Here is a 26,475-nt window from a genome sequence, read left to right as displayed (position 1 = left end):
CCCTCTTCGACACGGCTACTCCGCTACAGGCAGCCGCGCCCCGTCCCGCAGGAACAGCGGGATGCGGTCCAGCGGGGCGTCGACCGTCACGGTCGTACCGCCCTCGTACGTCTCACCCGTCCACGCGTCCGTCCAGCGCGCGTCCGCCGGGAGATACGTCGTCCACGTCGTCGCGTCCGCCGTCAGCACCGGCGCGACCAGCAGGTCACGGCCGAACAGGTAGGCGTCGTCGACCGACCAGGCGGCCCGGTCCTCGGGGAACTCCAGGAACAGCGGCCGCATCACCGGCAGGCCCTCCTCGTGGGCCTCGCGCATGACGTCGAGGACGTACGGCTTGAGGCGCTCGCGCAGCCGCAGGTACTTCTCCAGGATCGCGCCGGCCTCCTCGCCGTACGACCACACCTCGTTCGGGCCGCCGGTCATCGCCGGGCCGAGCGGCATGCCCGGGTCGCGGAAGCCGTGCAGGCGCATCAGCGGGGACAGGGCGCCGAACTGGAACCAGCGGACCATCACCTCGCGGTACGCCGGGTCGTCCGGGTCGCCGCCGTGGAAGCCGCCGATGTCCGTGTTCCACCAGGGGATGCCCGACAGCGCGGTGTTGAGGCCGGCCGCGATCTGGCGGCGCAGGGTCGGGAAGTCGGTGCCGATGTCGCCGGACCACAGGGCGGCGCCGTAGCGCTGGCTGCCCGCCCAGGCCGAGCGGTTGAGGGTGACGACCTCGTCCTCGCCGGACGCGAGCAGGCCCTCGTAGAACGTGCGGGAGTTCTCGGCCGGGTAGATGTTGCCGACCTCCAGGCCGGGGCCCGTCCAGTAGCGCAGGTTCTCCTGGAAGCCGGGCTTCAGCTCGGGCTCGCAGGCGTCCAGCCAGAAGGCCGTGATGCCGTACGGGTCGAGGTAGTTCTGCTTGACCTTCGACCACACGAACTGGCGGGCGTCCGGGTTGGTGGCGTCGTAGAACGCCACCTGGACCGTGGCGGCCACCTCCTTGTCGGGCCAGTCGGCGTGCGCCATCGGGCCGTACTGGGTGCCGATGAAGTAGCCGCGCTGCTCCATGACCGGGTGGTTCTCGGAGAGCGGGGAGACGGACGGCCAGACGGACACCACGAGCTTGATGCCGAGCTCGTCCAGCTCACGCACCATCGCCGCCGGGTCCGGCCACTCCTTCGGGTCGAACTTCCACTCGCCGAGGTGCGTCCAGTGGAAGAAGTCGCAGACGATCGCGGAGATGGGCAGGCCCCGGCGCTTGTACTCCCGTGCCACGGCGAGGAGTTCGTCCTGGGTGCGGTAGCGCAGCTTGCACTGCCAGAAGCCCGCCGCCCACTCGGGCAGCATCGGCGTACGGCCCGTCACCGCGCTGTAGCGGCGCTGGCCGTCGGCCGGGGTGCCCGCGGTGATCCAGTAGTCGATCTGCCGGGCCGAGTCGGCGACCCAGCGCGTGCCGTTGCCGGCCAGCTCCACGCGGCCGATCGCCGGGTTGTTCCACAGCAGGGTGTAGCCGCGACTGGAGGACAGCACCGGGATGCCGACCTCGGCGTTGCGCTGGACCAGGTCGAGGACCAGGCCCTTCTGGTCGAACCGGCCGTGCTGGTGCTGGCCGAGGCCGTACAGCTTCTCGTCGTCGTACGCGGCGAACCGCTGCTCCAGGCGGTGGTGGCCGTTGCCGACGGCCGTGTAGAGACGCGGGCCCGGCCACCAGAAGTGGGCGCGCTCCTCGGCGAGCACCTCCGTGCCGTCCTCGGTGCGCAGGAAGCGGATCAGGCCCTCGGCGTCGACCTGGACGGTCAGCGCGCCGACGGTCAGCACGCCCAGCCCGTCCTCGATCTTGACGGTCGACTCGGTCGCCGGCGCGGACTCCAGGAGCGCGCCGGGCAACCCGTCGAGTACCGGCCCGCCGAGCCGGGCCCTCACCCGGACCGCGTCCGGCCCCCACGGCTCTACGCGCACGGTCTCCTGACGGCCGCTCCACTCCAGCGCGCCGTCCCGCTCACGGAACGTGCCGACGGTCGGGGACGACTGCGCGAGGCTGACCGTGCCTGGCACGGGCTGGTTTTCGGCAGACTGATTCACGAGGGCGCTCCTGAAGAGGGCGGCTGGGTGAGGACGGCGACAGCGGTGCGGACAGGGGGGTGCCCGGAAGGGCGCGGTGGGTGAGGTGGGGTCAGTGCGTGGCGGACGGCGCCGGGCCCGTGCTCGTCCGCACCGTCAACTCGGGTGCGATCAGCAGGACTTCGTCGCTCCCGCGCCCGTCGAGCTTGGCGACCAGCTGCTCCACGGCATGCCGGCCCATCTCCTGCGCGGGGATGGAGACGGACGTCAGCCGCACCGAGGCCTGGGTGGCCACCTGGTCGGGGCAGATGCCGACCACCGACACGTCCTCGGGCACGGCACGGCCCTGCTGGCGCAGCAGGGCGAGCAGCGGCTCGACCGCCGACTCGTTCTGCACGACGAACCCGGTGGTGCTCGGGCGCTCGTCGAGGATGCGGGCAAGGGTCACGGCCATCGCGTCGTACCCGCCCTCGCACGGCCGGTGCAGCAGCCGCATCCCCAACTCCTGGGAACGCGCCCGGAGTCCGTCGAGGGTGCGCTCGGCGAAGCCGGTGTGCCGTTCATAGACGGCCGGGGCCTCGCCTATGACAGCGATGTCGCGGTGCCCCAGCATCGCCAGATGCTCCACGCACAGCGCGCCGGTCGCCTTGAAGTCGAGGTCGACGCAGGTCAGCCCGGTGGTGTCGGCGGGCAGGCCGATCAGTACGGACGGCTGGTCGGTGCCGCGCAGCAGCGGCAGCCGCTCGTCGTCCAGCTGGACGTCCATCAGGATCATCGCGTCGGCGAGCCCGCTGCCGGTGACCCGGCGGACGGCGTCGGGGCCCTCCTCGCCGGTCAGCAGCAGGACGTCGTAGCCGTGGGTGCGGGCCGTGGTGGCCACCGCGATGGCGATCTCCATCATCACCGGCACGTACATGTCGGTGCGCAGCGGGATCATCAGCGCGATGATGTTCGACCTGCTGCTGGCCAGGGCGCGGGCGCCCGCGTTCGGGTGGTAGCCCAGCTCGCGGATGCTCTGCTCCACCCGCTGCCGGGTGGCCCCGGAGATGGACCGCTTGCCGCTGAGGACATAGCTCACCGTGCTCGCCGAGACTCCGGCGTGCTGGGCGACCTCGGCGAGGGTGACCATCCAGCTCTCCAAGCTTTGTGAAGCGCTTCGACAGTGTGCGCAATGTACAGGGGTAGGTGTGAGGGTGGTTCGACACTAGCCCCGGCACGCGTGGGTGTCCATAGGTTGTCGAAGCGCTTCGACAGCTTTTCTCGTACGAGACCGTCGGCGCCGTGGGGGGCAACCTCCCGGCGGGTCGGCGGCCACTGAGAGGTCGTACAGGAACCGTCCCCCGGAAGGACCCCCGATGCAACACCGCCGACCGCGCCTGTCCAAGAAGCGGAAGACCCTGCTCGCCTCCACGGTCGCCCTCGCAGCCGCCGCCGGCGTCACCGTCGCCCAGGCGGACGAGTCGAACAAGAAGTGCGCGGCCTTCGACACGATCACGCTCGGCAAGTACTACGTCAACAACAACCTGTGGAACGAGGGGAAGTACACCGGCCAGCTCCAACCCCGGCACCATGAACGTCGCCTACGACCTGTGGCTGCACACCAAGAACACCGCGGACTGGCAGGACCAGCCCACCGACGAGATCATGATCTGGCTCAACCGCCAGGGCGGCGCGGGCCCGCTGGGCACCAAGTACGGCAGCGTCAGCCTCGGCGGCGCGATGTGGGACATCTACGAGGGCGACATCGGCTGGAAGGTCCACTCCTTCGTCCGCCGCGCCAACACCACCAAGGCCACCCTCAACCTGGACGACTTCACCCAGGCACTCGTCCGGCGCAACCTGCTGAGCAACGACAAGTACGTCTCCGGCATCGAGTCCGGCACCGAGGTCTTCAAGGGCACGGGGCGACTGGACACCAAGGCGTACTCCGTCAACATCGGCTGAACGGCTGCGCGCGGGGTGGTGGGGGCGCCCGGAATCGGGTACATACGATCGGGTAGCACCCGTCGGTAACCAAACGGCCCAAGATCCCGATTCGCGGCGAGGTGAGCCTCATGTCCGCAGCACCCACGAAGCCTACTGTCACTGAGCGTGAGGCACGCCAGGTGGCGGAGGCGGCCCGGCAGCAGGAGTGGCGCAAGCCCAGCTTCGCCAAGGAACTGTTCCTCGGCCGCTTCCGCCTCGACCTCATCCACCCCCACCCGATGCCGACCGACGAGGCGGCCCAGCGCGGCGAGGAGTTCCTCGCCAAGCTGCGCGACTTCGTCGAGACGAAGGTCGACGGCGCCCTGATCGAACGCGAGTCCCGGATCCCCGACGACGTGATCGACGGGCTCAAGGAGCTCGGCGCCTTCGGCATGAAGATCGACACCAAGTACGGCGGTCTCGGCCTCGGCCAGGTCTACTACAACAAGGCCCTCGCCCTGGCCGGCTCGGCGTCCCCCGCGATCGGCGTGCTGCTCTCCGCCCATCAGTCGATCGGCGTACCGCAGCCGCTCAAGTTGTTCGGCACCCCCGAGCAGAAGGAACGGTTCCTGCCGCGCTGCGCCCGCACCGACATCAGCGCCTTCCTGCTGACCGAGCCGGACGTCGGCTCCGACCCGGCGCGCCTGGCCACCTCCGCCGTACCGGACGGGGACGACTACGTCCTCGACGGGGTCAAGCTGTGGACGACCAACGGCGTCGTCGCCGACCTCCTGGTCGTCATGGCACGCGTCCCCAAGTCCGAGGACCACAAGGGCGGCATCACCGCCTTCGTCGTCGAGACCAACTCGCCCGGCATCACCGTCGAGAACCGCAACGCCTTCATGGGCCTGCGCGGCATCGAGAACGGCGTCACCCGCTTCCACCAGGTCCGCGTCCCCGCCGCCAACCGCATCGGCCCCGAGGGTGCCGGCCTGAAGATCGCGCTCACCACGCTGAACACCGGGCGGCTCTCCCTCCCCGCGTCCTGCGTCGCCGCCGGCAAGTGGTGCCTGAAGATCGCCCGCGAGTGGTCGGCGGCGCGCGAGCAGTGGGGCAAGCCGCTCGCCCACCACGAGGCCGTCGGCTCGAAGATCTCCTTCATCGCGGCCACCACCTTCGCCCTGGAGGCCGTCACCGACCTCGCCTCCCAGATGGCCGACGAGGACCGCAACGACATCCGCATCGAAGGCGCCCTCGCCAAGCTGTACGCCTCCGAGATGGCCTGGCTCATCGCCGACGAACTCGTCCAGATCCGCGGCGGCCGCGGCTTCGAGACGGCCGACTCGCTCCGGGCGCGCGGCGAGCGCGGCGTCCCCGCCGAGCAGGTCCTTCGCGACCTGCGCATCAACCGCATCTTCGAGGGCTCGACGGAGATCATGCACCTCCTCATCGCCCGCGAGGCCGTCGACGCCCACCTGTCGGTCGCCGGCGACCTCATCGACCCCGACAAGTCCCTCCAGGACAAGGCGAAGGCGGGCGCGAACGCCGGCGTCTTCTACGCCAAGTGGCTGCCGAAGCTGGTCGCGGGCCAAGGGCAACTGCCGTATTCGTACGGCGAGTTCAAGCGCGGCGTCGACCTCTCGCCGCACCTGCGCTACGTCGAACGCACGTCCCGCAAGCTCGCCCGCTCCACCTTCTACGGCATGTCCCGCTGGCAGGGCCGCATGGAGACCAAGCAGGGCTTCCTGGGCCGTGTCGTCGACATCGGCGCCGAGTTGTTCGCCATGAGCGCGGTCTGTGTGCGCGCCGAGCACCTGCGCGCCCAGGGCGAGCACGGCCGTGAGGCGTACCAGCTCGCCGACGCCTTCTGCCGGCAGTCCCGGCTGCGGATCGAGGAGCTCTTCGGCCGGCTGTGGTCCAACACCGACGACCTCGACCGCAAGGTCGTCAAGGGCGTGATGGCGGGCACGTACGAGTGGCTGGAGCAGGGCATCGTCGACCCGTCGGACGACGGCGGCGTGTGGATCGCCGACGCGACGCCCGGCCCGAGCGAACGGGAGAACGTACACCGGCCGATCCGCTGAGGGACGGGACCGAAGGGGGACCGGGCTGAGCCCGGTCCCCCTTTTCGCCGGCACCACGTACGAGCTGAAGCAGTTCCACTTCCGAGGAGGGCCAGGAGGTGAAGATCACCACGTCCCTGGACCTGACCCGGTTCCTGCCCGGCGACCGTGACCAGTACCGCTACGAGGGCTCGCTGACCACACCGCCCTGCACCGAGGGCGTCAGGTGGACCGTCCTGGAGAACGAGGTGAACGTCACCGTGAGGTCGGCCACGTCGACAACTGACACAACCGACACACCGGACCGCCTCCCGCGGGGGCGAGGGGACACACGTCCGGGGAGGGTCGGACGTGTGTCCCCGGCCGCGACCTCGACCCGACACAATGGGGGTCATGACCGACAGTCCAGCCCCTCTCGCCGACCCGCATCTCGTCTACGACCCCGTGGCGGGCGACGGCCCCAAGGACGTGGTGATCCTCGGCTCCACCGGCTCGATCGGCACCCAGGCGATCGACCTCGTGCTGCGCAACCCCGACCGGTTCCGGGTCACCGCCCTCTCCGCGAACGGCGGCCGGGTCGCCCTCCTCGCCGAGCAGGCGTACCGGCTGAAGGCGCGGACCGTCGCGGTCGCCCGCGAGGACGTAGTACCGGCGCTGCGCGAAGCCCTCCGGGCCCAGTACGGCACGGGGGAGCCGCTCCCCGAGATCCTCGCCGGCCCGGACGCGGCCACCCAGGTCGCCGCCTCCGACTGCCACACCGTCCTCAATGGCATCACCGGCTCCATCGGCCTCGCCCCGACCCTCGCCGCCCTGGAGGCGGGCCGCACCCTCGCGCTCGCCAACAAGGAGTCCCTGATCGTCGGCGGCCCCCTGGTCAAGGCGCTCGCCAAGCCCGGGCAGATCATCCCGGTCGACTCCGAGCACGCCGCCCTGTTCCAGGCGCTGGCGTCCGGCTCACGCGCCGACGTACGCAAACTCGTGGTCACGGCGTCCGGCGGCCCCTTCCGCGGCCGTACGAAGGCGGAGCTCGCGAACGTGACGGTCGAGGACGCCCTCGCCCACCCCACCTGGGCGATGGGCCCGGTCATCACGATCAACTCCGCGACCCTCGTCAACAAGGGTCTGGAGGTCATCGAGGCGCACCTGCTCTACGACATTTCCTTCGACCGCATTGAGGTCGTCGTACATCCCCAGTCGTATGTTCACTCGATGGTTGAGTTCACGGACGGATCCACGATCGCCCAGGCGACGCCCCCCGACATGCGCGGGCCGATTGCCATCGGCCTCGGCTGGCCGGAGCGCGTCCCCGACGCCGCGCCCACCTTCGACTGGAGCAAGGCGTCGACGTGGGAGTTCTTCCCGCTCGACAACGACGCGTTCCCGTCGGTGAACCTCGCGCGCCACGTGGGTGGGCTCGCGGGCACGGCACCCGCGGTGTTCAATGCGGCCAACGAGGAGTGCGTGGAGGCCTTCCGGGCCGGCGCGCTGCCGTTCAACGGGATCATGGAGACCGTGACGCGGGTGGTGGAGGAGCACGGCACCCCGAGTGCGGGAACTTCTCTCACCGTCGCGGACGTCCTCGAAGCGGAGACCTGGGCGCGCAGGCGGGCCCGGGAACTGGCGGCACACACGGCGGAGGCCCGTGCATGACGACCCTGATGTTCATCCTCGGCATAGTGCTGTTCGCGGTCGGGCTGCTCTTCTCGATCGCATGGCACGAGCTGGGCCACCTGTCCACGGCCAAGCTGTTCGGCATCCGAGTGCCGCAGTACATGGTCGGCTTCGGCCCGACCCTCTGGTCGCGGAAGAAGGGCGACACCGAGTACGGCATCAAGGCGATCCCGTTCGGCGGCTACATCCGCATGATCGGCATGTTCCCGCCGGGACCGGACGGCCGCCTGGAGGCACGCTCCACATCCCCGTGGCGCGGCATGATCGAGGACGCCCGCTCGGCCGCCTTCGAGGAGCTCAAGCCGGGCGACGAGACCCGCCTCTTCTACACGCGCAAGCCGTGGAAGCGGGTCATCGTGATGTTCGCGGGCCCGTTCATGAACCTGGTCCTCGCCTTCGGCCTGTTCCTCACCGTGCTGATGGGCTTCGGCATCCAGCAGCAGACCACCACCGTGAGCTCGGTCTCCCCGTGCGTCATCGCTCAGACCGAGAAGCGGGACGAGTGCAAGGCGTCCGACCCCGAGTCCCCGGCCGCGGCCGCGGGCATGAAGGCCGGCGACAAGATCGTCTCCTTCGCCGGGGTCAGGACCGACGACTGGAACACCCTTTCCGACCTCATCCGCGACAGCGCCGGCAAGGAGGTGCCGATCGTCGTCGACCGCAAGGGTGAGCAGGTGACCCTGGAGGCGAAGATCGCCACCAACCGGGTCGTGAAGAAGGACGCCGCCGGGGCCTACGTCGAGGGCGAGTACGTCAAGGCCGGCTTCCTCGGCTTCAGCTCGGCCACCGGCGTCGTCAAACAGGACTTCGGCGACTCGGTGACGTGGATGGGCGACCGGGTCGGCGACGCGGTCGACTCCCTCGTGGCCCTGCCGTCCAAGATCCCCGCCCTGTGGGACGCCGCCTTCGGTGACGGCCCGCGCGAGCCGGACTCCCCGATGGGCATCGTCGGCGCGGCGAGGGTGAGCGGCGAGATCGCGACGCTCGACATCCCCGCCTCACAACAGCTGGCCACGTTCGTCTTCCTCCTGGCCGGATTCAACCTCTCCCTGTTCCTCTTCAACATGCTCCCGCTGCTGCCGCTCGACGGCGGCCACATCGCGGGCGCCCTGTGGGAGTCGCTGCGCCGGAACACGGCGAAGGTGCTGCGCCGCCCCGACCCGGGCCCGTTCGACGTGGCGAAGCTGATGCCGGTGGCGTACGTGGTCGCCGGAATCTTCATCTGCTTCACGCTGCTCGTACTCGTCGCGGACGTGGTTAACCCGGTCAGAATCTCCTAGTCATACGGAGTTCGCGGCGGCCCGGGATCGTATGTCCCGGGCCGCCTTCCATTGGGTGGGTTTACGGACCGTGATGTGCTCGGGCCTGCCGCGGTGCCGTAATCTCGAAGCCTGGAGCCCGCTGCTGACGGGACCGGACCTTGATCCACGACTTGGGGTTGCACAGCAGATGACTGCGATTTCTCTCGGCATGCCGTCCGTTCCGACCAGGGTTGCCGAGCGCCGCCAGAGCAGGCAGATCCAGGTCGGCTCCGTGGCGGTCGGCGGGGACGCACCGGTCTCGGTCCAGTCGATGACGACGACCCGTACGTCGGACATCGGCGCCACCCTCCAGCAGATCGCCGAGCTCACCGCCTCCGGCTGCCAGATCGTGCGCGTGGCCTGCCCGACGCAGGACGACGCGGACGCCCTCGCGACGATCGCCCGCAAGTCCCAGATCCCGGTGATCGCGGACATCCACTTCCAGCCGAAGTACGTCTTCGCCGCCATCGAGGCCGGCTGCGCCGCGGTCCGCGTGAACCCCGGCAACATCAAGCAGTTCGACGACAAGGTCAAGGAGATCGCGCGGGCCGCCAAGGACCACGGCACCCCGATCCGCATCGGCGTCAACGCCGGCTCGCTCGACCGACGCCTGCTGCAGAAGTACGGCAAGGCGACGCCCGAGGCCCTGGTCGAGTCGGCCCTGTGGGAGGCGTCGCTCTTCGAGGAGCACGACTTCCGGGACATCAAGATCTCGGTCAAGCACAACGACCCGGTCATCATGATCGAGGCGTACAAGCAGCTCGCGGCGCAGTGCGACTACCCCCTCCACCTCGGTGTGACCGAGGCGGGCCCGGCGTTCCAGGGCACGATCAAGTCGGCGGTGGCGTTCGGCGCGCTGCTCAGCCAGGGCATCGGCGACACGATCCGCGTCTCGCTCTCCGCGCCCCCCGCCGAGGAGGTCAAGGTCGGCATCCAGATCCTGGAGTCCCTGAACCTCAAGCAGCGCGGCCTGGAGATCGTCTCCTGCCCGTCCTGCGGCCGCGCCCAGGTCGACGTCTACAAGCTGGCCGAAGAGGTCACCGCCGGCCTCACCGGCATGGAGGTCCCCCTCCGCGTCGCGGTCATGGGCTGCGTCGTCAACGGCCCCGGCGAGGCCCGCGAGGCCGACCTCGGCGTCGCCTCCGGCAACGGCAAGGGCCAGATCTTCGTCAAGGGCGAGGTCATCAAGACCGTCCCCGAGTCCAAGATCGTCGAGACCCTCATCGAGGAGGCCATGAAGCTGGCCGAGCAGATGGAGGCGGACGGGGTGGAGTCGGGCGAGCCGTCGGTTGCGGTGGCGGGCTGACGGGTTGGTGTTCTGCCGGGGCTACTGCTCGGCGCCGGTCCAGGCCATCTCAGCTGGCCTGCGGTCACCGGCAAACGTACGGCAACCTCCACTGGGCGGCATGGCAAAGCTTCCGCAGGTACAGTGCGGGGACCAGCAGAATCCCAGCGTGAGGCCCCGCACGTGTTGACCCAGACCACCTCACGGGTGCTCGATCCGAGTGACCTGGACGCCGCGCTCGCCGTCCTCGACCGCGAGCCGGTCGCGAACGCCTTCGTGACCTCCCGCGTCCAGATCGCCGGCCTCGACCCGTGGCGCCTCGGCGGCGAGATGTGGGGCTGGTACGAGGGCGGCATGCTGACGTCCCTGTGCTACGCGGGTGCCAACCTCGTCCCGATCTGCGCGACCCCGCGAGCGGTACGGGCCTTCGCCGACCGGGCCCGGCGTGCGGGCCGCCGCTGCTCCTCCATCGTCGGCCCCGCCGAATCCACCGGCCAACTGTGGCGCCTGCTGGAACCCGGCTGGGGCCCGGCCCGCGAGGTCCGTGCCCACCAGCCGCTCATGATCACCGACCGCATGCCGACCGACATCACCCCGGATCCGTACGTCCGCCGCATCCGCAAGGACGAGATGGAAACGATCATGCCGGCCTGCGTGGCGATGTTCACCGAGGAGGTCGGCGTATCGCCGCTGGCCGGCGACGGCGGCCTCCTTTACCAGGCCCGGGTCGCCGAACTCGTCGGCTCCGGCCGCTCCTTCGCCCGCCTCGACCAGAACGGCAAGGTCGTCTTCAAGGCGGAGATCGGGGCGGCGACGGACCGGGCCTGCCAGATCCAGGGGGTGTGGGTGGCCCCCGAGTACCGGGGCCAGGGCTTGGCGGCCCCCGGTATGGCGGCGGTCCTGCGCTACGCCCTCGCCGACGTCGCCCCGGTGGTCAGCCTGTACGTGAACGACTTCAACACGGCGGCGAGGCGGACGTATCAGCGGGTGGGCTTCCAGGAGGTCGGCGCGTTCATGAGCGTTCTGTTCTGAAACGCGCAAGGGGCGCGGGGCTCTGTCGATGTGCGGCTAGCGCGGCGTGGGCGTGTTCAGCCCCCACAACCCGTGGTCGAACCGCAACCTGTCGTCCCCTGTACCCTCCCCACATGCGCCTTCCCGGTCACGCACACCGCCGCCAACCAGACGACATCGTGATCGGCCCGCTGGACCTCTCGGCCCACGTGGACGAGGCTCTGGCAGTCCAAGCCGTGGCCTTCGGCCTGGGCCCCGACGAAGTAGCCGTACGCCGCCAGATCGTCCTGCGCCACATGACCTACCCAGGAGCAAGGGCCCTCGGCGCAACCGCCGGAGGCAACCTCGTCGGGTTCGTCTACGGCATGCCCAACGACCGCACCCACTGGTGGTCCACCGTCGTGGAGCCCTACCTCCGGGCCCAGGGCCACGACGCCTGGCTCGACGACTCCTTCGTCATCACGGAACTCCACGTTCACCCCCGCTACCAGAACCGCGGCATCGGCCGTTCCCTGATCACCACGATCACGGACGGCGCCACCGAACCCCGCTCGATCCTCTCGGCGATCGACGTCGACAGCCCGGCCCGCGGGCTCTACCACTCCCTCGGCTACACGGACCTCGCCCGCCAGGTCCTCTTCCCCAGCGCCCCGAAGCCGTACGCCGTCATGGGCGCCCCCCTCCCGCTGCGCCGCCGCTAACCGATTTCCACCGCCCCCTGCCCCCCGGCTAACCTCCTGCCATAACCCAAACCAGCAGGAGTACGAGAACCATGGCGAACGCACCGGTCCAGCGCATGTCCCAGTTGATGGCGAAGACGCTGCGCGACGACCCGGCGGACGCCGAGGTACTCAGCCACAAGCTGCTCGTCCGGGCCGGCTACGTCCGCCGCACGGCGGCCGGTATCTGGTCGTGGCTGCCCCTCGGCAAGCGGGTCCTCGCCAACGTGGAGCGCATCGTCCGCGAGGAGATGGACGCCATCGGCGCCCAGGAGGTGCTGCTCCCCGCGCTGCTGCCGCGTGAGCCGTACGACGCCACGGGCCGCTGGGACGAGTACGGCCAGGAGCTGTTCCGCCTCAAGGACCGCAAGGGCGGCGACTACCTCCTCGGCCCGACCCACGAGGAGATCTTCACCCTGCTGGTGAAAGACCAGGCGTCCTCCTACAAGGACCTGCCGGTCATCCTCTACCAGATCCAGCACAAGTACCGTGACGAGGCCCGCCCGCGGGCCGGCATCCTGCGTGGCCGTGAGTTCCTGATGAAGGACTCCTACTCCTTCGACACCGAGGACGAGGGCCTGGCCCAGTCCTACGCCCTGCACCGCCAGGCCTACCAGCGCGTCTTCGAGCGCCTCGGCCTCGACTACCGCATCTGCGCCGCGACCGCCGGCGCGATGGGCGGCTCCAAGTCGGAGGAGTTCCTCGCCCCGGCCGGCGCCGGCGAGGACACCTTCGCGGACTGCCCGAACTGCGACTTCGCGGCCAACACCGAGGCGATCACGTACGAGCTGAAGCCGGTGGACGCCGACGGCGTGGCCGCGCTCGAGGAGATCCCCACCCCGGACACCCCGACCATCGAGACCCTCGCCGCCCACCTCGGCGTCCCGGCCTCCGCCACCCTGAAGAACCTCCTGGTCAAGGTCGACGGCGAGATCGTCGCCGTCGGCGTCCCCGGCGACCGCGAGGTCGACATGGACAAGGTCGAGGCCCACTTCGCCCCGGCCGTCGTCGAGATGGTCACCGAGGCGGACTTCGCGGGCCGCCCCGACCTGGTGCGCGGCTACGTCGGTCCGCAGGGCCTGGGCGAGAAGGTGAAGTACCTCGCCGACCCGCGCGTGGCTCCCGGCACGGCCTGGATCACCGGCGCCAACAAGGAGGGCACGCACGCCAAGAACGTCGTCGCGGGCCGTGACTTCGAGGTCGACGCGTACGTCGACGTCGTGGTCGTCCAGGACGGCGACCCCTGCCCGAACTGCGGCACCGGCCTCAAGCTGGACCGTGCCATCGAGATCGGCCACATCTTCCAGCTGGGCCGCAAGTACGCGGACGCGCTGAAGCTCGACGTCCTCGGCCAGAACGGCAAGCCGGTCCGCGTCACGATGGGTTCCTACGGCATCGGCGTCTCCCGCGCGGTCGCGGCCCTCGCCGAGCAGACCGCCGACGACAAGGGCCTGTGCTGGCCCGCCGAGGTCGCCCCGGCCGACGTGCACGTGGTCGCCGCGGGCAAGGCGCTGCAGACCGAACTCGCCCTCGACGTCTCCGAGAAGCTGGCCACGGCCGGCCTGCGCGTCCTGTGCGACGACCGGGCGGGCGTCTCGCCGGGCGTGAAGTTCACCGACTCCGAGCTGATCGGCGTCCCGCAGATCCTGGTCGCCGGGCGGCGCGCGGCCGAGGGCGTCGTCGAGCTCAAGGACCGCAGGACCGGTGAGCGCGAGGAGCTGACGGTGGACGAGGCGATCGCCCGCCTGACGGCGTAAACGACCGGGTAGGGCCGTTCCCCGACCGTAGGACGTGACACAGCGTCACTACGGAGGGGAACGGTCTTGCGAACCAGGGAACGTGGGGCCGCGGCAGCGGTCCGAAGAGGGGCGCGGCGCACGGCGGCCGCCACGGCGGCGATCACGCTCGCGGCTTGTGCCGCGGTGTTCGCGCTGATCGGCACGATGCAGGCGGACGCCGACACGACGGCGAGCAACGGCGCGCAGACAAGCAGTTCCACATCCACGGACAGCTCGGCCTCCGATTCCTCGGACAGTTCGGCCTCCGACAGCACGTCGTCGAGCACCACGGACAGCACGGGCACCGACTCCTCCCCGCAGTCCTCGTCCGACAGCCTCACGTCCTCCTCCGGCGGCTCCACCGACTCCACGTCGGGGGCGTCGTGATGAGCACGGCCCCGCGCACGACCGCCGCCGCCGACTGGCGTGCGCTCGGCACGAGCGTCCGGCTCGTCGTCACCGATCCGGTGCTGCTGGACTCCTGCAACCTGCTCCTCGCCCGGCACCTGGCCGAGGTCGACGCGGCCTGCAGCCGCTTCCGTACGGACTCCGCACTCGCCGCCCTCGACGCCGCGAAGGGCCGCCCGGTCCGGGTCAGCCCGCTGCTCGCCGAGGCACTGGCGGTCGCCCTGCGCGCGGCCGAGGCGACGGACGGCGCCGTCGACCCGACGGTCGGCTCGGCGATGGAGGCCATCGGCTACGACCGTGACTTCACCCTGGTCCGCGAGGACGACCGCCCCGTCCGGCTGAGGGTGCGGCGCGCTCCGGGCCGGCGTCAGGTGACGATGGACCGCGAACGCGGCACGGTCACCGTCCCGGCCGGCGTCCGCCTGGACCTGGGCGCCACGGCAAAGGCGTGGGCCGCCGACAAGGCCGCCGCGATGCTCGCGGAAACGGCCGGTTGCGGCGTCCTGGTGAGCCTCGGCGGCGACACGGCCGTCGCGGGCCAACCCCCGGTGGGCGGCTGGCAGATCCGCGTCCAGGACGTCACCGGCCCGGTCGACGAGACGCCCGCGCAAGGGCCGTACGCCACGGTGGGCCTGCACGGCGGAGGCCTCGCGACCTCGGGCACGGCGGCCCGCACCTGGCACCGTGACGGCCACACCCTCCACCACATCGTCGACCCCCGCACCGGCCTGCCCGTCCGCTCGCCCTGGCGCACGGTCTCGGTGGCGGCGCGCAGCTGCGCCGACGCCAACGCGGCCAGTACGGCGGCGGTGGTGAAGGGGGCGAGCGCGGAAGGCTGGCTGGCGCGGCTGGGACTTCCGGCACGGCTGGTCGCGCAGGACGGGACCGTGGTCACGACGCCGGGCTGGCCGACCTCCCTCGCTCCCGCTGCGGAGGCAGTCGCATGACCTCCGAAACCCTCTGGTACGCCAACCGCGCCACCGGCGCCGTCTGCCTGGTCCTCTTCACGGTCGTCGTCCTGCTCGGCATCGCCGTACGGCTGCGCGCCCGGATCCCCGGCCTGCCCAGATTCGGCACGGTCACCCTCCACCGCACCCTCTCCCTCTGCGCCCTCGTCTTCCTGGTGCTCCACATCACCACCGCGATCGTCGACAGCTACGTCGACATCACGGTCGCCGACGTTCTCGTCCCCTTCGTCTCCGAGTACCAGCCCCTGTGGCTCGGCCTGGGCACGGACACCGGCACCGACTGGATGACCTGGCTGACGATCACCTGCGTGGCCGCCGTCCTCACCGCCGGAGGCATCCGCGTCGCCCACTCCGCCCGAGCCGCCCGCCGCACCCCCGCCGCCCTGCTCCGCGCGGCCGAAGGAGCCCGACCGTGACCCTGACCTTCACCGACGTCCCCATGTCCCCACGACTGCTCGCCCCCGACGGCACACCGACCGACTTCCGCACCCACGAGCAGCGGTACGGCTCCCTGTCGTACGGCGATCCCACCGCGCTCCTGCGGACCGTCGCCGAATCGGGCCTCACCGGTCGCGGGGGAGCGGCGTTCCCGATGTACCGCAAGCTGCTGTCGGTGGCCGAGGCGGCCCGGCGCACGGGCCGTACTCCGGTCGTCGTGGCCAACGGCGCGGAGGGCGAGCCGGCGAGCCGCAAGGACAGGACGCTCCTTCGTCTCTCGCCCCATCTCGTCCTGGACGGACTGCAGTTGGCCGCCGCAGCGGTCGGCGCGGAAGAGGCGCACCTGGCGGTGGAGGACGGCGCGTCCTACCTGGAGTCGGCCCTCGGCCAACGCCACGACCCGGTGCCCGTCCGGGTCGTACGGCTCCCGAAGCGGTTCCTGTCGGGCGAGTCATCGGCCCTGGTCCAGTACGTCTCGGGAGGCGCCGCGCTGCCCAGGTACCAGAACCCGCCGGTCCGTGAACGCGGCGTCCACCGGACCCCCACCCTCGTCCAGAACGTCGAGACCCTGGCCCACCTCGCCCTGATCGCCCGCTACGGCCCCGACTGGTTCCGCTCCGCCGGCACCCCGGCCCAGTCCGGCAGCGCCCTCTGCACGGTGCATGTGGCGGGACGCGAACCGCGGGTCGTGGAGGCCCCCTTCGGGATGCCGTTGCACCGGCTGCTGCCCCTGGACGGCATGTCCGCGGTCCTGCTGGGCGGCTACCACGGCACCTGGCTCCCCGCAGTCGAGGCCGCACAACTCACCCTGGACTCAGCCGACTTGGGCGCGGGATTCCTCGCGGCCCTCCCCGCCGACCGCTGCGGCCCGGCGGAAACCGCCCGCGTACTGCGCTACTTGGCCCTGCAGTCGGCCGGCCAGTGCGGCCCCTGCCTCAACGGCCTGCCCCGCATCGCCGCCGCCTTCGCCACCCTGGCCACCCCCGGCCCCCAGGGCGGCACCCGAGCCGACGTGGCCCGCTGGTCCGGCCTGGTCGAGGGCCGCGGCGCCTGCCACCACCCCGACGGCACGGTCCGCCTGGTACGCAGCGCCCTGACCACGTTCGCGGCCGAACTCGACGCCCACGCAAACGGATTCTGCACGGCGACGGACGGCACGCCTTTGCTGCCGGTACCCCAGGAGAGCTGACATGGACCAGCACATAGCCATCGACTGGACGTCCTGCGAGGGCCATGAGCTTTGCGCGGAACTCCTACCGGACCACATCACGCTGGACGAGTGGGGTTACCCGCTGTTCGACGGCACCCCGGTCCCGGCCCACACGGTCAAACGGGCTCGCAGAGCAGCGTCGGACTGTCCCGTCCTAGCCCTCAAACTGACGGCGAGGCGGCCGACTTAAGGGGCACGGGGCTGTATCGATATGCGGCTACCGCCGCGCGGGCGCGACCAGCCCCCACGCACCCGCAGACGGACTGCAAACCCCTAAAGCCACCCGGCAAACTCCAGCAACAGCTCCGCATCCTTGGGTCGTCCCACCCTCAGCGCACGCACTCCGGACTCCACCGCCCGAAACAGCGTCCACCCCCGAAGCCGCTCCTGATCCACATCCAGCGACTCGGCCAACCGCTTCACCCGCCGCCGTGTAGTCGCCGCCCCCGACGGTGAGGCGATCAGATCCTCCACCCGATCCCGCACCAACCGCGCCAGATCGAACGCACACTCACCGACCACCGGATCCGGCCCCACCGCCAACCACGGCATCCGCTCCCCGGCCAGCACCTTGCTCTGCCGAAACGTCCCGTGCAGCAACCGCCGCTCGGGCGGCGCGGCCAGCAACTCCTCCCGCGCGGCGAGCGCGGCGTCCACAAGCGCCGCAACCCCGGCGTCGCCCGACACGGTCGCCCGCATCGCCTCGGCCTGCCGACCCGTCCGCTCGGCAACGGTCTCGAAACGGTGCTCGCCGGGCGGCTCGACCCACAGCCGCCGCAACGTCCCCGCCGCCTCCAGCAACGCCTTCGCCTCGGGCAACGACCGCACCGACACATCCGGGTGAAGCCGCTCCAGCAACAGCACACCCTCGACAGGGGGCTCGTCGAGCAACTGTACGGCGCCCGCCCCACCCCAGTGCGCCAGCGCCGCCCGCTCGCTCTCCGGGCGGGCCCGGGGCGGGGCCAGCTTCAGCACGGCCGGGGTCCCGTCGGCGCGCCGCACCAGCACCACCAGACTGCTGCGCCCACCCGGCATCTGCACCCGCTCAACGGTCAACTCGCGTAGCGCGACGGCCTGGCGGGCCGCCTCCGGCAGCTTCTGCAACCAGTCGTCACCGTCCGGTGCCGTCTCACCGAGCGCCCTGACCAGACGCTGCGGCGGTTCGAAAGCCATGCGCGAGTCGTTCCCTTCCCGTACTGCCCGTACGTGCTCTGCGGCCCGCGTCACGCGCTGGGCGCCGCCGATGCCGAGGTGGTGCCCGACCGCTCGGCGAGCCCAGGGAAGGCTACGCTCTCGCCCCGCCAGCGCACCGCCCGCACCGCCGCCTCCCGCAACGCCTCGGCCGCCGTGCCCCGCAACTCACCCCCGGCTGCCCGCACCAGGTCCGAGTACACCCCGGCCACCCGGTCCTCCAACTCGGCGGCGAGCCGGACGGCCGCGGCCGAGTCCGGCACCGGGAACGGCAGCGCGTACGCGGCGCTCGCGGCCACCGGTTCGGCGCCCAGGTCGCGCACCTCGCGCGCCAGCGCGTCCCGCCGCGCCCGGTGCGCGTCGTAGGCCGCGCGTGCTTCCGAGCGCTGCCCCTCCTGAATACGGCCGCCGACGACCCCGTACCCGTACACGGCCGCGTGCTCGGCGGCGAGCGCCGCCTGGAGAGCCTTCACCTGCTGCTTCTTGCCCGTCTCGCTCACTTGGCCCCCTCCGTCAGCAGATACGCGTGCGCCGCCCCGGCCGCCGCCACGGAGGCCAGCAGCCGTGCCAGCTCGCCCGGCACTTCGAGGAGCGCCTTCGCCCGCCGGTCCGCCAGCTCACGCTCGGCCGCGGCGAGTTCGGCGAGGGCGTCCTTCTCGTTCGCCGGCACGGCGGCCGACGGGGAAGCCGACGGCGACGCCTTCCCGGCCTGCGGCGCCCCGGACGTCGTGGAAGAGCCCGCCGACGGCCCGGAGGTTCCGGCGGACCCGGAAGCTCCGCCGCCGAACGCCTCCGCATGCCGTACGGCCTCCGCCCGCAACGGCCCCACCAGCCCCGCCAGCACCGGATGGGCGGCGAGCAGCGCGTCGTACCGTTCGACCAGTCCCTCGCTCTCCCGGGCCGCACGCGCGCGTGCCCGCTCGGTGAGCGACGGGCTGCCGCTCGTGGCGCCGTTCGAGTCCTCGGGTCCGGAGGAGCAGCCCACCAGCAGGGCGGCCCCGGCGGCCGAGACGAGCAGGGTCCTTCTGCGCGGCCCCGAGGGGGAGCGCGGCGGCGAGGGGTACGGCACGGCAGACGTCCTCGGGGAACTCGTACGAAAGCAGTTACGGAAGCAGTTGCGGAAGCAGTTGCGCAATCAACGGGCCTCAGGCCCGTGATCACGGTACCCGCGCAAACGGACGGCACCACTCATCGGCGCCGTTCGCGTGCAGGTGGACGGCAACACACCCTGCGACCCGATACCCTTTGACCAGACACGCGACCCATCCCACAACAGCACACGCGGCCGAGGAGTCACCCGGATGAGCACCACCCAGAGCGAGAGGCTGCGAGAACTTCTGGAACCGCTCGTCAGCTCCCAGGGTCTGGATCTCGAAGAGATCGCCGTGGACTCCGTCGGACGCAAGCGCGTGCTGCGCGTCGTCGTCGACTCCGACACCGGGGCGGACCTGGACAAGGTCGCCGATGTGAGCCGTGTGCTCTCGGCGAAGCTCGACGAGACGGACGCGATGGGCGAGGGCGAGTACACCCTCGAGGTCGGCACCCCGGGCGCGGAACGCCTCCTCAAGGAGCACCGGCACTACGTGCGCGCCGTCGACCGGCTGGTGAAGTTCCAGCTGGCCGAGGGCGGCGAGCTGGTGGCCCGAATCATGAAGGTCGACGACGAAGGCCTCGACCTCGAAGTGCCCGGAGTGAAGGGCCGCAAGGCCACCAGCCGCAGACTCGGCTTCCCGGAGATCGACAAGGCGCGCGTGCAGGTCGAGTTCAGCCGCAAGGACAAGAAGGAAGAGGAGGCGTAGCCGTGGACATCGACATGAGTGCCCTGCGGGGCTTGGTACGGGAGAAGGAGATCTCCTTTCCCCTCCTGGTCGAGGCGATCGAGTCGGCCCTCCTCATCGCCTACCACCGCACCGAGGGAAGCCGCCGCCACGCGCGCGTGGAGCTGAACCGGGAGACCGGCCATGTGACCGTGTGGGCGAAGGAGGACCCCGAGGACCTCGAGGAGGGCCAGGAGGCCCGCGAGTTCGACGACACCCCGTCCGGCTTCGGCCGTATCGCCGCCACCACCGCCAAGCAGGTCATCCTGCAGCGGCTGCGCGACGCCGAGGACGACGCGACGCTCGGCGAGTACGCCGGCCGCGAGGGCGACATCGTCACCGGCGTGGTCCAGCAGGGCCGCGACCCGAAGAACGTGCTCGTGGACATCGGCAAGCTGGAGGCCATCCTGCCGGTGCAGGAGCAGGTCCCGGGCGAGACGTATCCGCACGGCATGCGGCTTAGGTCGTACGTCGTCCGGGTGGCGAAGGGCGTGCGCGGGCCGTCCGTGACCCTGTCCCGCACCCACCCGAACCTGGTGAAGAAGCTCTTCGCCCTGGAGGTGCCGGAGATCGCCGACGGTTCGGTGGAGATCGCGGCCATCGCCCGCGAGGCCGGTCACCGCACCAAGATCGCCGTACGGTCCACCCGCTCCGGCCTGAATGCCAAGGGCGCCTGCATCGGCCCCATGGGCGGCCGGGTGCGCAATGTCATGGGCGAGCTGAACGGCGAGAAGATCGACATCGTCGACTGGTCGGACGACCCGGCCGAGATGGTGGCGAACGCGCTGTCGCCCGCCCGGGTCTCCAAGGTGGAGGTCGTGGACATGGCGGCCCGCTCGGCGCGCGTGACCGTGCCCGACTACCAGCTGTCACTGGCGATCGGCAAGGAAGGGCAGAACGCCCGGCTTGCCGCCCGGCTCACCGGCTGGCGGATCGACATCCGCCCGGACACCGAGCAGGCCGGGGAATAGATCCAAGCCGCCGGTCGCTTAGATCACGTCAGGTTATCGCCCGGCAACTGTTCGAATCCTGCCCCAAAGGGGTGAGGTCGGTACGGGGAGGTAGACTTAGCTGTGTCTGGCCGGACACGCGTCCGCGCATGCCCTGAACGCACCTGTGTGGGGTGCCGGGAGCGAGCGGCCAAGGCTGATCTGCTGCGCATCGTGGCGATCAAGGACGAATGCGTCCCTGATCCAAGCGGTACGCTGCCCGGCCGGGGTGCGTACGTACACCCCGCACTGGTCTGTCTCGACCAGGCGGTGCGCCGCCGGGCGTTCACGCGGGCGTTGCGCGCCCCGGGAGCGCTCGACATAAAGGCGTTGCGCCGGTACGTCGAGCAGACAACAGTTGCTGAGCAGGCAACACCGTAAGAAGCGTCGTGCGGAACCGCCGTGCGGCCCAGGTACCCCGCGAGTTGGAAGTAGGTCGAGATTGCGATGAGCACTCGATGAGCACGCGATGAGTACGCCCATGAAGTAGCGACGGTCCGGACGCAACCCGGACCTAAAAGGAGCGAAGTGGCTAAGGTCCGGGTATACGAACTCGCCAAGGAGTTCGGTGTGGAGAGCAAGGTCGTCATGGCCAAGCTCCAGGAACTCGGTGAATTCGTCCGTTCGGCGTCTTCGACCATCGAAGCGCCCGTTGTCCGCAAACTGACGGACGCCCTCCAGCAGGGCAACGGTGGCGGCAAGCCCGCCCCCGCCCGCAAGGCTGCCCCGGCGAAGCCGGCAGCCCCCTCCCCGGCGCAGGCTGCCCGTCCGGCGCCGCCGCGTCCGCCGGCCCCCAAGCCGGCAGCCGCCGAGAAGCCCGCGGCCCCGGCCGCCCCGGCCTCTTCCGGCCCCCGTCCCACTCCGGGCCCGAAGCCCGCGCCGCGGCCCGCCCCGGCGTCCCCGGCTCCGACCACGCCCGAGTTCACGGCACCCCCGGCGGCTCCCGCCGCGCCCGCCGCCTCCCAGGGCTCCGGTCCGCGTCCGGGCGCCCCGCGTCCGGCCGGCCAGGCGCCGCGTCCCGGCGCGCCGCGTCCGGGTGGTCCCGGGCAGGGCGGCCAGGGCCGTGGTGACCGCGGTGACCGTCCCGGCGCTCCGCGTCAGGGTGGCGCCCCGCGTCCCGGTGCCCGTCCGGCCGGTCCCCGTCCGGGCAACAACCCGTTCACCTCTGGTGGCTCCACCGGCATGGCGCGCCCGCAGGCGCCCCGTCCGGGCGGTGCCCCGCGTCCGGGCGGCCCCGGTGGCCCCGGCGCTCCCGGCGGCGCTCCGCGTCCGCAGGGCCAGGGCGGTCCCCGTCCCCAGGGCGCGGCCGGCGGTCCCCGTCCGCAGGCTCCGGGCGGCGCGCGTCCCACTCCGGGCGGCATGCCCCGTCCGCAGGGCGGCGGCCCGCGTCCCGGCGGCGGCCCCGGTGGTCCGCGTCCGAACCCCGGCATGATGCCGCAGCGTCCTGCTGCCGGCCCGCGTCCCGGCGGCGGTGGCCCCGGTGGCCGTGGTCCCGGTGGCGGCGGTCGTCCCGGTGGCGGCGGTCGCCCGGGTGGCGGCGGCGGCTTCGCCGGTCGTCCCGGTGGTGGCGGTGGCGGCTTCGCCGGCCGTCCCGGCGGTCCCGGTGGCGGCGGTGGCGGTGGCGGTTTCGCCGGCCGTCCGGGTGGTCCCGGCGGTGGCGGCGGTGGCCGTCCCGGCTTCGGTGGTCGTCCCGGCGGTCCCGGTGGCCGTGGTGGCACGCAGGGTGCCTTCGGTCGTCCCGGCGGTCCCGCGCGTCGTGGTCGCAAGTCGAAGCGGCAGAGGCGCCAGGAGTACGAGGCCATGCAGGCCCCGTCGGTCGGCGGCGTGATGCTGCCTCGCGGCAACGGCGAGTCCATTCGCCTGTCGCGCGGTGCGTCGCTCACCGACTTCGCGGAGAAGATCAACGCCAACCCGGCGTCGCTCGTCGCGGTCATGATGAACCTCGGCGAGATGGTCACGGCCACGCAGTCCGTCTCCGACGAGACGCTGCAGCTCCTCGCCGGCGAGATGAACTACGAGGTTCAGATCGTCAGCCCCGAGGAGGAGGACCGCGAGCTGCTCGAGTCCTTCGACATCGAGTTCGGCGAGGACGAGGGCGACGAGGAAGACCTGGTGGTCCGTCCGCCGGTCGTCACCGTCATGGGTCACGTCGACCACGGTAAGACCCGACTCCTCGACGCCATCCGCAAGACGAACGTCATCGCGGGCGAGGCCGGCGGCATCACCCAGCACATCGGTGCCTACCAGGTCTCGACCCAGGTCAACGACGAGGACCGCGCGATCACCTTCATCGACACCCCGGGTCACGAGGCGTTCACCGCCATGCGTGCCCGTGGTGCCCGGTCGACGGACATCGCGATCCTGGTCGTCGCGGCCAACGACGGCGTCATGCCGCAGACGGTCGAGGCGCTCAACCACGCCAAGGCGGCCGACGTCCCGATCGTCGTCGCGGTCAACAAGATCGACGTCGAGGGCGCCGACCCGACCAAGGTGCGCGGTCAGCTGACCGAGTACGGCCTGGTGGCCGAGGAGTACGGCGGCGACACGATGTTCGTCGACATCTCCGCCAAGCAGGGTCTGCACATCGACTCGCTGCTGGAGGCCGTGATCCTCACGGCCGACGCCTCGCTCGACCTGCGGGCCAACCCGAACCAGGACGCGCAGGGTATTTCCATCGAGTCCCGGCTCGACCGCGGCCGCGGTGCCGTGGCGACGGTCCTCGTCCAGCGAGGCACCCTGCGGGTCGGCGACACGATGGTCGTGGGCGACGCCTACGGTCGCGTGCGCGCCATGCTCGACGACAACGGCAACAACGTCGCCGAGGCGGGCCCGTCGACGCCGGTCCAGGTCCTGGGTCTGACCAACGTCCCGGGTGCGGGCGACAACTTCCTGGTGGTGGACGAGGACCGTACGGCCCGTCAGATCGCCGAGAAGCGTGCCGCCCGTGAGCGCAACGCCGCGTTCGCCAAGCGCACGCGCCGCGTCTCGCTCGAGGACCTGGACAAGGTGCTCAAGGCCGGCGAGGTCCAGCAGCTCAACCTCATCATCAAGGGTGACGCTTCTGGTTCCGTCGAGGCCCTCGAGTCCTCGCTGCTCCAGCTGGACGTCGGCGAAGAGGTCGACATCCGCGTCCTGCACCGCGGCGTCGGTGCGGTCACGGAGTCCGACATCGACCTGGCGATGGGCTCCGACGCCATCGTGATCGGCTTCAACGTGCGCGCCGCCGGGCGTGCGCAGCAGATGGCCGAGCGCGAGGGCGTGGACGTCCGGTACTACTCGGTCATCTACCAGGCGATCGAGGAGATCGAGGCGGCCCTCAAGGGCATGCTCAAGCCGGAGTACGAAGAGGTCGAGCTCGGTACGGCGGAGATCCGCGAGGTCTTCAAGTCGTCCAAGCTGGGCAACATCGCGGGTGTTCTCATCCGCTCCGGCGAGGTCAAGCGCAACACCAAGGCGCGCCTCGTCCGCGATGGCAAGGTCATCGCGGAGAACCTCAACATCGAGGGTCTGCGTCGCTTCAAGGACGACGTCACCGAGATCCGCGAAGGGTTCGAGGGCGGTATCAACCTCGGCAACTTCAACGACATCAAGGTCGACGACGTCATCGCGACGTACGAGATGCGCGAGAAGCCGCGGGCGTAAAGCCGACGGTCTGTGCTGGCCGGCGGGACTTCGGTCCCGTCGGCCAGCGCGCCGTTTGCCCACTGGTTCGCGTGAGCCCGTGGCCAGGTCTACGGAGCGTAATATCCGTCGATCGTCCCGGCCCCTTCGTTGTACGGTTCTGATGTCCCCGCCCCACACGGACGGCGGGGCCATCGATCCCGTACCGGCGGGTGAACCGGATACACACATGTACGTGGGGACGCTGTCCTTCGACCTCCTCCTCGGCGACGTACGGTCGCTGAAGGAGAAGCGATCCGTCGTCCGCCCGATCGTCGCCGAGCTTCAGCGCAAGTACGCGGTGAGCGCGGCCGAGGTGGATCACATGGACCTCTATCGGCGGGCCGGGATCGGCATCGCCATGGTGTCCGGCGAGGCCGGTCACCTCACCGACGTACTGGACCGGTGCGAACGGCTGGTCGCCGGCCGTCCCGAAGTGGAACTGCTGTCGGTACGGCGGCGCTTCCACGGCGATCACGACGACTGACGACCAACAGCCAAGAACGAAGAAGAAGAAAGAACGGGAGACGGACCAGTGGCCGACAACGCGCGGGCGAAAAGGCTGGCGGACCTCATCCGAGAGGTGGTGGCCCAGAAGCTGCAGCGCGGGATCAAGGACCCGCGGCTCGGCTCGCACGTCACCATCACGGACACCCGGGTCACGGGTGACCTGCGGGAGGCGACCGTCTTCTACACGGTGTACGGGGACGACGAGGAGCGGGCAGCCGCGGCCGCCGGACTGGAGAGCGCCAAGGGCGTGCTCAGGTCGGCCGTCGGGGCGGCCGCGGGCGTGAAGTTCACACCGACCCTCGCCTTCGTCGCCGATGCCCTGCCGGACACGGCACGCACCATCGACGACCTCCTCGACAAGGCGCGCCAGTCCGACGAGAAGGTGCGCGAGGCGTCCGCGGGCGCGAAGTACGCCGGTGAGGCGGACCCGTACCGCAAGCCGGGCTCCGAGGACGAGACGGACGGCGACACCGCGGAATGACGCAGAAGCACACCACGCCCGACGGCCTTGTCATCGTCGACAAGCCGTCGGGCTTCACTTCGCACGACGTGGTCGCCAAGATGCGCGGCATCGCGCGCACCCGCCGCGTCGGGCACGCCGGCACCCTCGACCCGATGGCGACGGGTGTCCTCGTCCTCGGCGTCGAGAAGGCGACCAAGCTCCTCGGTCATCTGGCCCTGACCGAGAAGGAGTACCTGGGCACGATCCGCCTGGGCCAGACCACCGTCACCGATGACGCCGAGGGCGAGATCACGGGGTCCACCGAGGCCTCGAAGGTCACCCGCGACGCCATAGACGCCGGTGTCGCCAAGCTGACCGGCGACATCATGCAGGTGCCGTCCAAGGTCAGCGCCATCAAGATCGACGGCGTGCGCTCCTACAAGCGGGCGAGGGAAGGCGAGGAGTTCGAGATTCCGGCTCGGCCGGTCACCGTCTCCTCCTTCGCGGTGTACGACGTCCGGGACGCCGTGGCCGACGACGGCACCGCGGTCCTGGACCTGGTCGTGTCGGTGGTCTGCTCCTCCGGTACCTACATCCGGGCCCTGGCCCGTGACCTCGGCGCCGACCTCGGCGTCGGCGGCCACCTCACCGCGCTGCGCCGCACCCGCGTCGGCCCGTACAAGCTGGACTCCGCGAAGACGCTGGACCAGCTTCAGCAGGAGCTGAGCGTGCTGCCGATCGCCGAGGCCGCCACGGCCGCGTTCCCACGCTGGAACGTGGACACCAAGCGCGCCCGGTTGCTCCTCAACGGGGTCCGCCTCGACATGCCCGACGAGTACGCCGGTGCCGGTCCCGTCGGCGTCTTCGACCCCGAGGGCCGCTTCCTCGCGCTCGTGGAGCAGCACAAGGGCAAGGCGAAGAGCCTGGCCGTGTTCGGCTGAGACGCCGGGCCCCGGGTGCCTCTTCAAGGTGCCTGCCCGTGGAGCGGCGGTCACGGGGTCGTCCTCTGCCCGCCGCTCCACGGTCCCCCCTCGGTTCCCCCACCCCTAGGGTGTATCCAGCG

Annotated in this window: 25 protein-coding genes and 1 pseudogene; 21 read left to right on the top strand and 5 right to left on the bottom strand. The window is 71.0% G+C overall.

Annotated features, from left to right (window positions below; translation table 11 throughout):
* Positions 1-15: 15 nt before the first annotated feature.
* Positions 16-2,067 (bottom strand): glycoside hydrolase family 31 protein, encoded by a 2,052-nt coding sequence (locus ABD932_RS30980; protein ID WP_345017694.1) that lies wholly within the window; start codon positions 2,065-2,067, stop codon positions 16-18.
* A gap of 91 nt (positions 2,068-2,158) precedes the next feature.
* On the bottom strand, positions 2,159-3,175 hold the full coding sequence (locus ABD932_RS30975) for a LacI family DNA-binding transcriptional regulator (RefSeq protein WP_126395428.1): 1,017 nt from the start codon (positions 3,173-3,175) through the stop codon (positions 2,159-2,161).
* Between the two features lie 440 nt (positions 3,176-3,615).
* Here ABD932_RS30975 and ABD932_RS30970 point away from each other — a divergent pair, with 440 nt between their 5' ends.
* From ABD932_RS30970 to ABD932_RS30905, 14 genes and pseudogenes are all read left to right on the top strand, one after another.
* A complete protein-coding gene (locus ABD932_RS30970; protein WP_345017692.1) occupies positions 3,616-3,990 on the top strand; it encodes a GH12 family glycosyl hydrolase domain-containing protein in 375 nt (124 codons plus the stop codon).
* Between the two features lie 110 nt (positions 3,991-4,100).
* Positions 4,101-6,035 (top strand): acyl-CoA dehydrogenase family protein, encoded by a 1,935-nt coding sequence (locus tag ABD932_RS30965; protein WP_345017690.1) that lies wholly within the window; start codon positions 4,101-4,103, stop codon positions 6,033-6,035.
* Positions 6,036-6,133: 98 nt separating this feature from the next.
* A pseudogene (locus ABD932_RS30960) lies at positions 6,134-6,238 on the top strand (carbonic anhydrase family protein); the annotation flags it as partial.
* A gap of 169 nt (positions 6,239-6,407) precedes the next feature.
* Positions 6,408-7,664 (top strand): 1-deoxy-D-xylulose-5-phosphate reductoisomerase, encoded by a 1,257-nt coding sequence (gene dxr / locus ABD932_RS30955; protein ID WP_345017688.1) that lies wholly within the window; start codon positions 6,408-6,410, stop codon positions 7,662-7,664.
* 8 nt (positions 7,665-7,672) lie between these two features.
* A complete protein-coding gene (locus ABD932_RS30950; RefSeq protein WP_345018080.1) occupies positions 7,673-8,965 on the top strand; it encodes a M50 family metallopeptidase in 1,293 nt (430 codons plus the stop codon).
* A 169-nt stretch (positions 8,966-9,134) separates the two neighbouring features.
* Positions 9,135-10,292 carry a flavodoxin-dependent (E)-4-hydroxy-3-methylbut-2-enyl-diphosphate synthase gene (ispG, locus tag ABD932_RS30945; RefSeq protein ID WP_062702019.1) on the top strand — a complete coding sequence of 386 codons (1,158 nt, stop codon included), beginning with the start codon at positions 9,135-9,137 and terminating at the stop codon, positions 10,290-10,292.
* 162 nt (positions 10,293-10,454) lie between these two features.
* On the top strand, positions 10,455-11,303 hold the full coding sequence (locus ABD932_RS30940) for a GNAT family N-acetyltransferase (protein ID WP_126395433.1): 849 nt from the start codon (positions 10,455-10,457) through the stop codon (positions 11,301-11,303).
* A 113-nt stretch (positions 11,304-11,416) separates the two neighbouring features.
* Complete coding sequence (locus tag ABD932_RS30935) at positions 11,417-11,983, top strand: GNAT family N-acetyltransferase (protein WP_345017685.1); 567 nt, start codon at positions 11,417-11,419, stop codon at positions 11,981-11,983.
* Positions 11,984-12,054: 71 nt separating this feature from the next.
* Positions 12,055-13,758: a proline--tRNA ligase gene (locus ABD932_RS30930; RefSeq protein WP_345017683.1), complete on the top strand. Its 1,704-nt coding sequence runs from the start codon at positions 12,055-12,057 to the stop codon at positions 13,756-13,758.
* Between the two features lie 66 nt (positions 13,759-13,824).
* Positions 13,825-14,166 (top strand): hypothetical protein, encoded by a 342-nt coding sequence (locus ABD932_RS30925; RefSeq protein WP_345017681.1) that lies wholly within the window; start codon positions 13,825-13,827, stop codon positions 14,164-14,166.
* Positions 14,166-15,134, top strand: coding sequence for an FAD:protein FMN transferase (locus ABD932_RS30920; protein ID WP_345017679.1), 969 nt, complete (start codon positions 14,166-14,168; stop codon positions 15,132-15,134). Before ABD932_RS30925 ends, ABD932_RS30920 begins: the two co-directional genes overlap by 1 nt.
* The gene (locus ABD932_RS30915; protein WP_345017677.1) at positions 15,131-15,571 is read left to right on the top strand and encodes a ferric reductase; all 441 of its coding nucleotides are present in this window, start codon (positions 15,131-15,133) and stop codon (positions 15,569-15,571) included. Before ABD932_RS30920 ends, ABD932_RS30915 begins: the two co-directional genes overlap by 4 nt.
* Positions 15,568-16,782 carry an NADH-ubiquinone oxidoreductase-F iron-sulfur binding region domain-containing protein gene (locus ABD932_RS30910; protein WP_345017675.1) on the top strand — a complete coding sequence of 405 codons (1,215 nt, stop codon included), beginning with the start codon at positions 15,568-15,570 and terminating at the stop codon, positions 16,780-16,782. The genes ABD932_RS30915 and ABD932_RS30910 overlap by 4 nt, the downstream gene beginning before the upstream one ends.
* Position 16,783: 1 nt before the next feature.
* A complete protein-coding gene (locus tag ABD932_RS30905) occupies positions 16,784-16,993 on the top strand; it encodes a ferredoxin (RefSeq protein ID WP_345017673.1) in 210 nt (69 codons plus the stop codon).
* A gap of 83 nt (positions 16,994-17,076) precedes the next feature.
* Here ABD932_RS30905 and ABD932_RS30900 read toward each other — a convergent pair whose 3' ends face one another.
* From ABD932_RS30900 to ABD932_RS30890, 3 genes are read right to left on the bottom strand one after another with little or no spacing between them, the layout of a single operon-like run.
* Positions 17,077-17,976, bottom strand: a complete 900-nt coding sequence (locus ABD932_RS30900; protein WP_345017671.1) for an aminoglycoside phosphotransferase family protein — start codon at positions 17,974-17,976, stop codon at positions 17,077-17,079.
* Between the two features lie 50 nt (positions 17,977-18,026).
* Entirely contained in the window at positions 18,027-18,494 is a 468-nt protein-coding gene (locus ABD932_RS30895; RefSeq protein WP_345017669.1) for a ferritin-like domain-containing protein, read from the bottom strand.
* Complete coding sequence (locus ABD932_RS30890; protein WP_345017667.1) at positions 18,491-19,063, bottom strand: hypothetical protein; 573 nt, start codon at positions 19,061-19,063, stop codon at positions 18,491-18,493. The genes ABD932_RS30895 and ABD932_RS30890 overlap by 4 nt, the downstream gene beginning before the upstream one ends.
* Before the next feature lie 232 nt (positions 19,064-19,295).
* On the opposite strand from ABD932_RS30890, the gene rimP reads away from it, so the two are divergent.
* The 7 genes from rimP (at position 19,296) to truB (ending at position 26,353) form a co-directional block, all read left to right on the top strand.
* Entirely contained in the window at positions 19,296-19,793 is a 498-nt protein-coding gene (gene rimP / locus ABD932_RS30885) for a ribosome maturation factor RimP (RefSeq protein ID WP_126395443.1), read from the top strand.
* A 2-nt stretch (positions 19,794-19,795) separates the two neighbouring features.
* The gene (nusA, locus tag ABD932_RS30880) at positions 19,796-20,782 is read left to right on the top strand and encodes a transcription termination factor NusA (protein ID WP_030054478.1); all 987 of its coding nucleotides are present in this window, start codon (positions 19,796-19,798) and stop codon (positions 20,780-20,782) included.
* Between the two features lie 102 nt (positions 20,783-20,884).
* A complete protein-coding gene (locus tag ABD932_RS30875; RefSeq protein ID WP_345017664.1) occupies positions 20,885-21,181 on the top strand; it encodes a YlxR family protein in 297 nt (98 codons plus the stop codon).
* A gap of 147 nt (positions 21,182-21,328) precedes the next feature.
* A complete protein-coding gene (infB, locus tag ABD932_RS30870; protein ID WP_345017662.1) occupies positions 21,329-24,442 on the top strand; it encodes a translation initiation factor IF-2 in 3,114 nt (1,037 codons plus the stop codon).
* Positions 24,443-24,650: 208 nt separating this feature from the next.
* Positions 24,651-24,947, top strand: coding sequence for a DUF503 domain-containing protein (locus ABD932_RS30865; RefSeq protein ID WP_345017660.1), 297 nt, complete (start codon positions 24,651-24,653; stop codon positions 24,945-24,947).
* A 48-nt stretch (positions 24,948-24,995) separates the two neighbouring features.
* Entirely contained in the window at positions 24,996-25,451 is a 456-nt protein-coding gene (rbfA, locus tag ABD932_RS30860; RefSeq protein WP_345017658.1) for a 30S ribosome-binding factor RbfA, read from the top strand.
* Positions 25,448-26,353, top strand: a complete 906-nt coding sequence (truB, locus tag ABD932_RS30855) for a tRNA pseudouridine(55) synthase TruB (RefSeq protein ID WP_345017656.1) — start codon at positions 25,448-25,450, stop codon at positions 26,351-26,353. The genes rbfA and truB overlap by 4 nt, the downstream gene beginning before the upstream one ends.
* Positions 26,354-26,475 lie beyond the last annotated feature (122 nt).

The sequence above is a fragment of the Streptomyces shaanxiensis genome (assembly GCF_039537145.1).
GTDB lineage: Bacteria > Actinomycetota > Actinomycetes > Streptomycetales > Streptomycetaceae > Streptomyces > Streptomyces shaanxiensis.
This window is presented reverse-complemented; position numbering and strand designations above follow the sequence as displayed.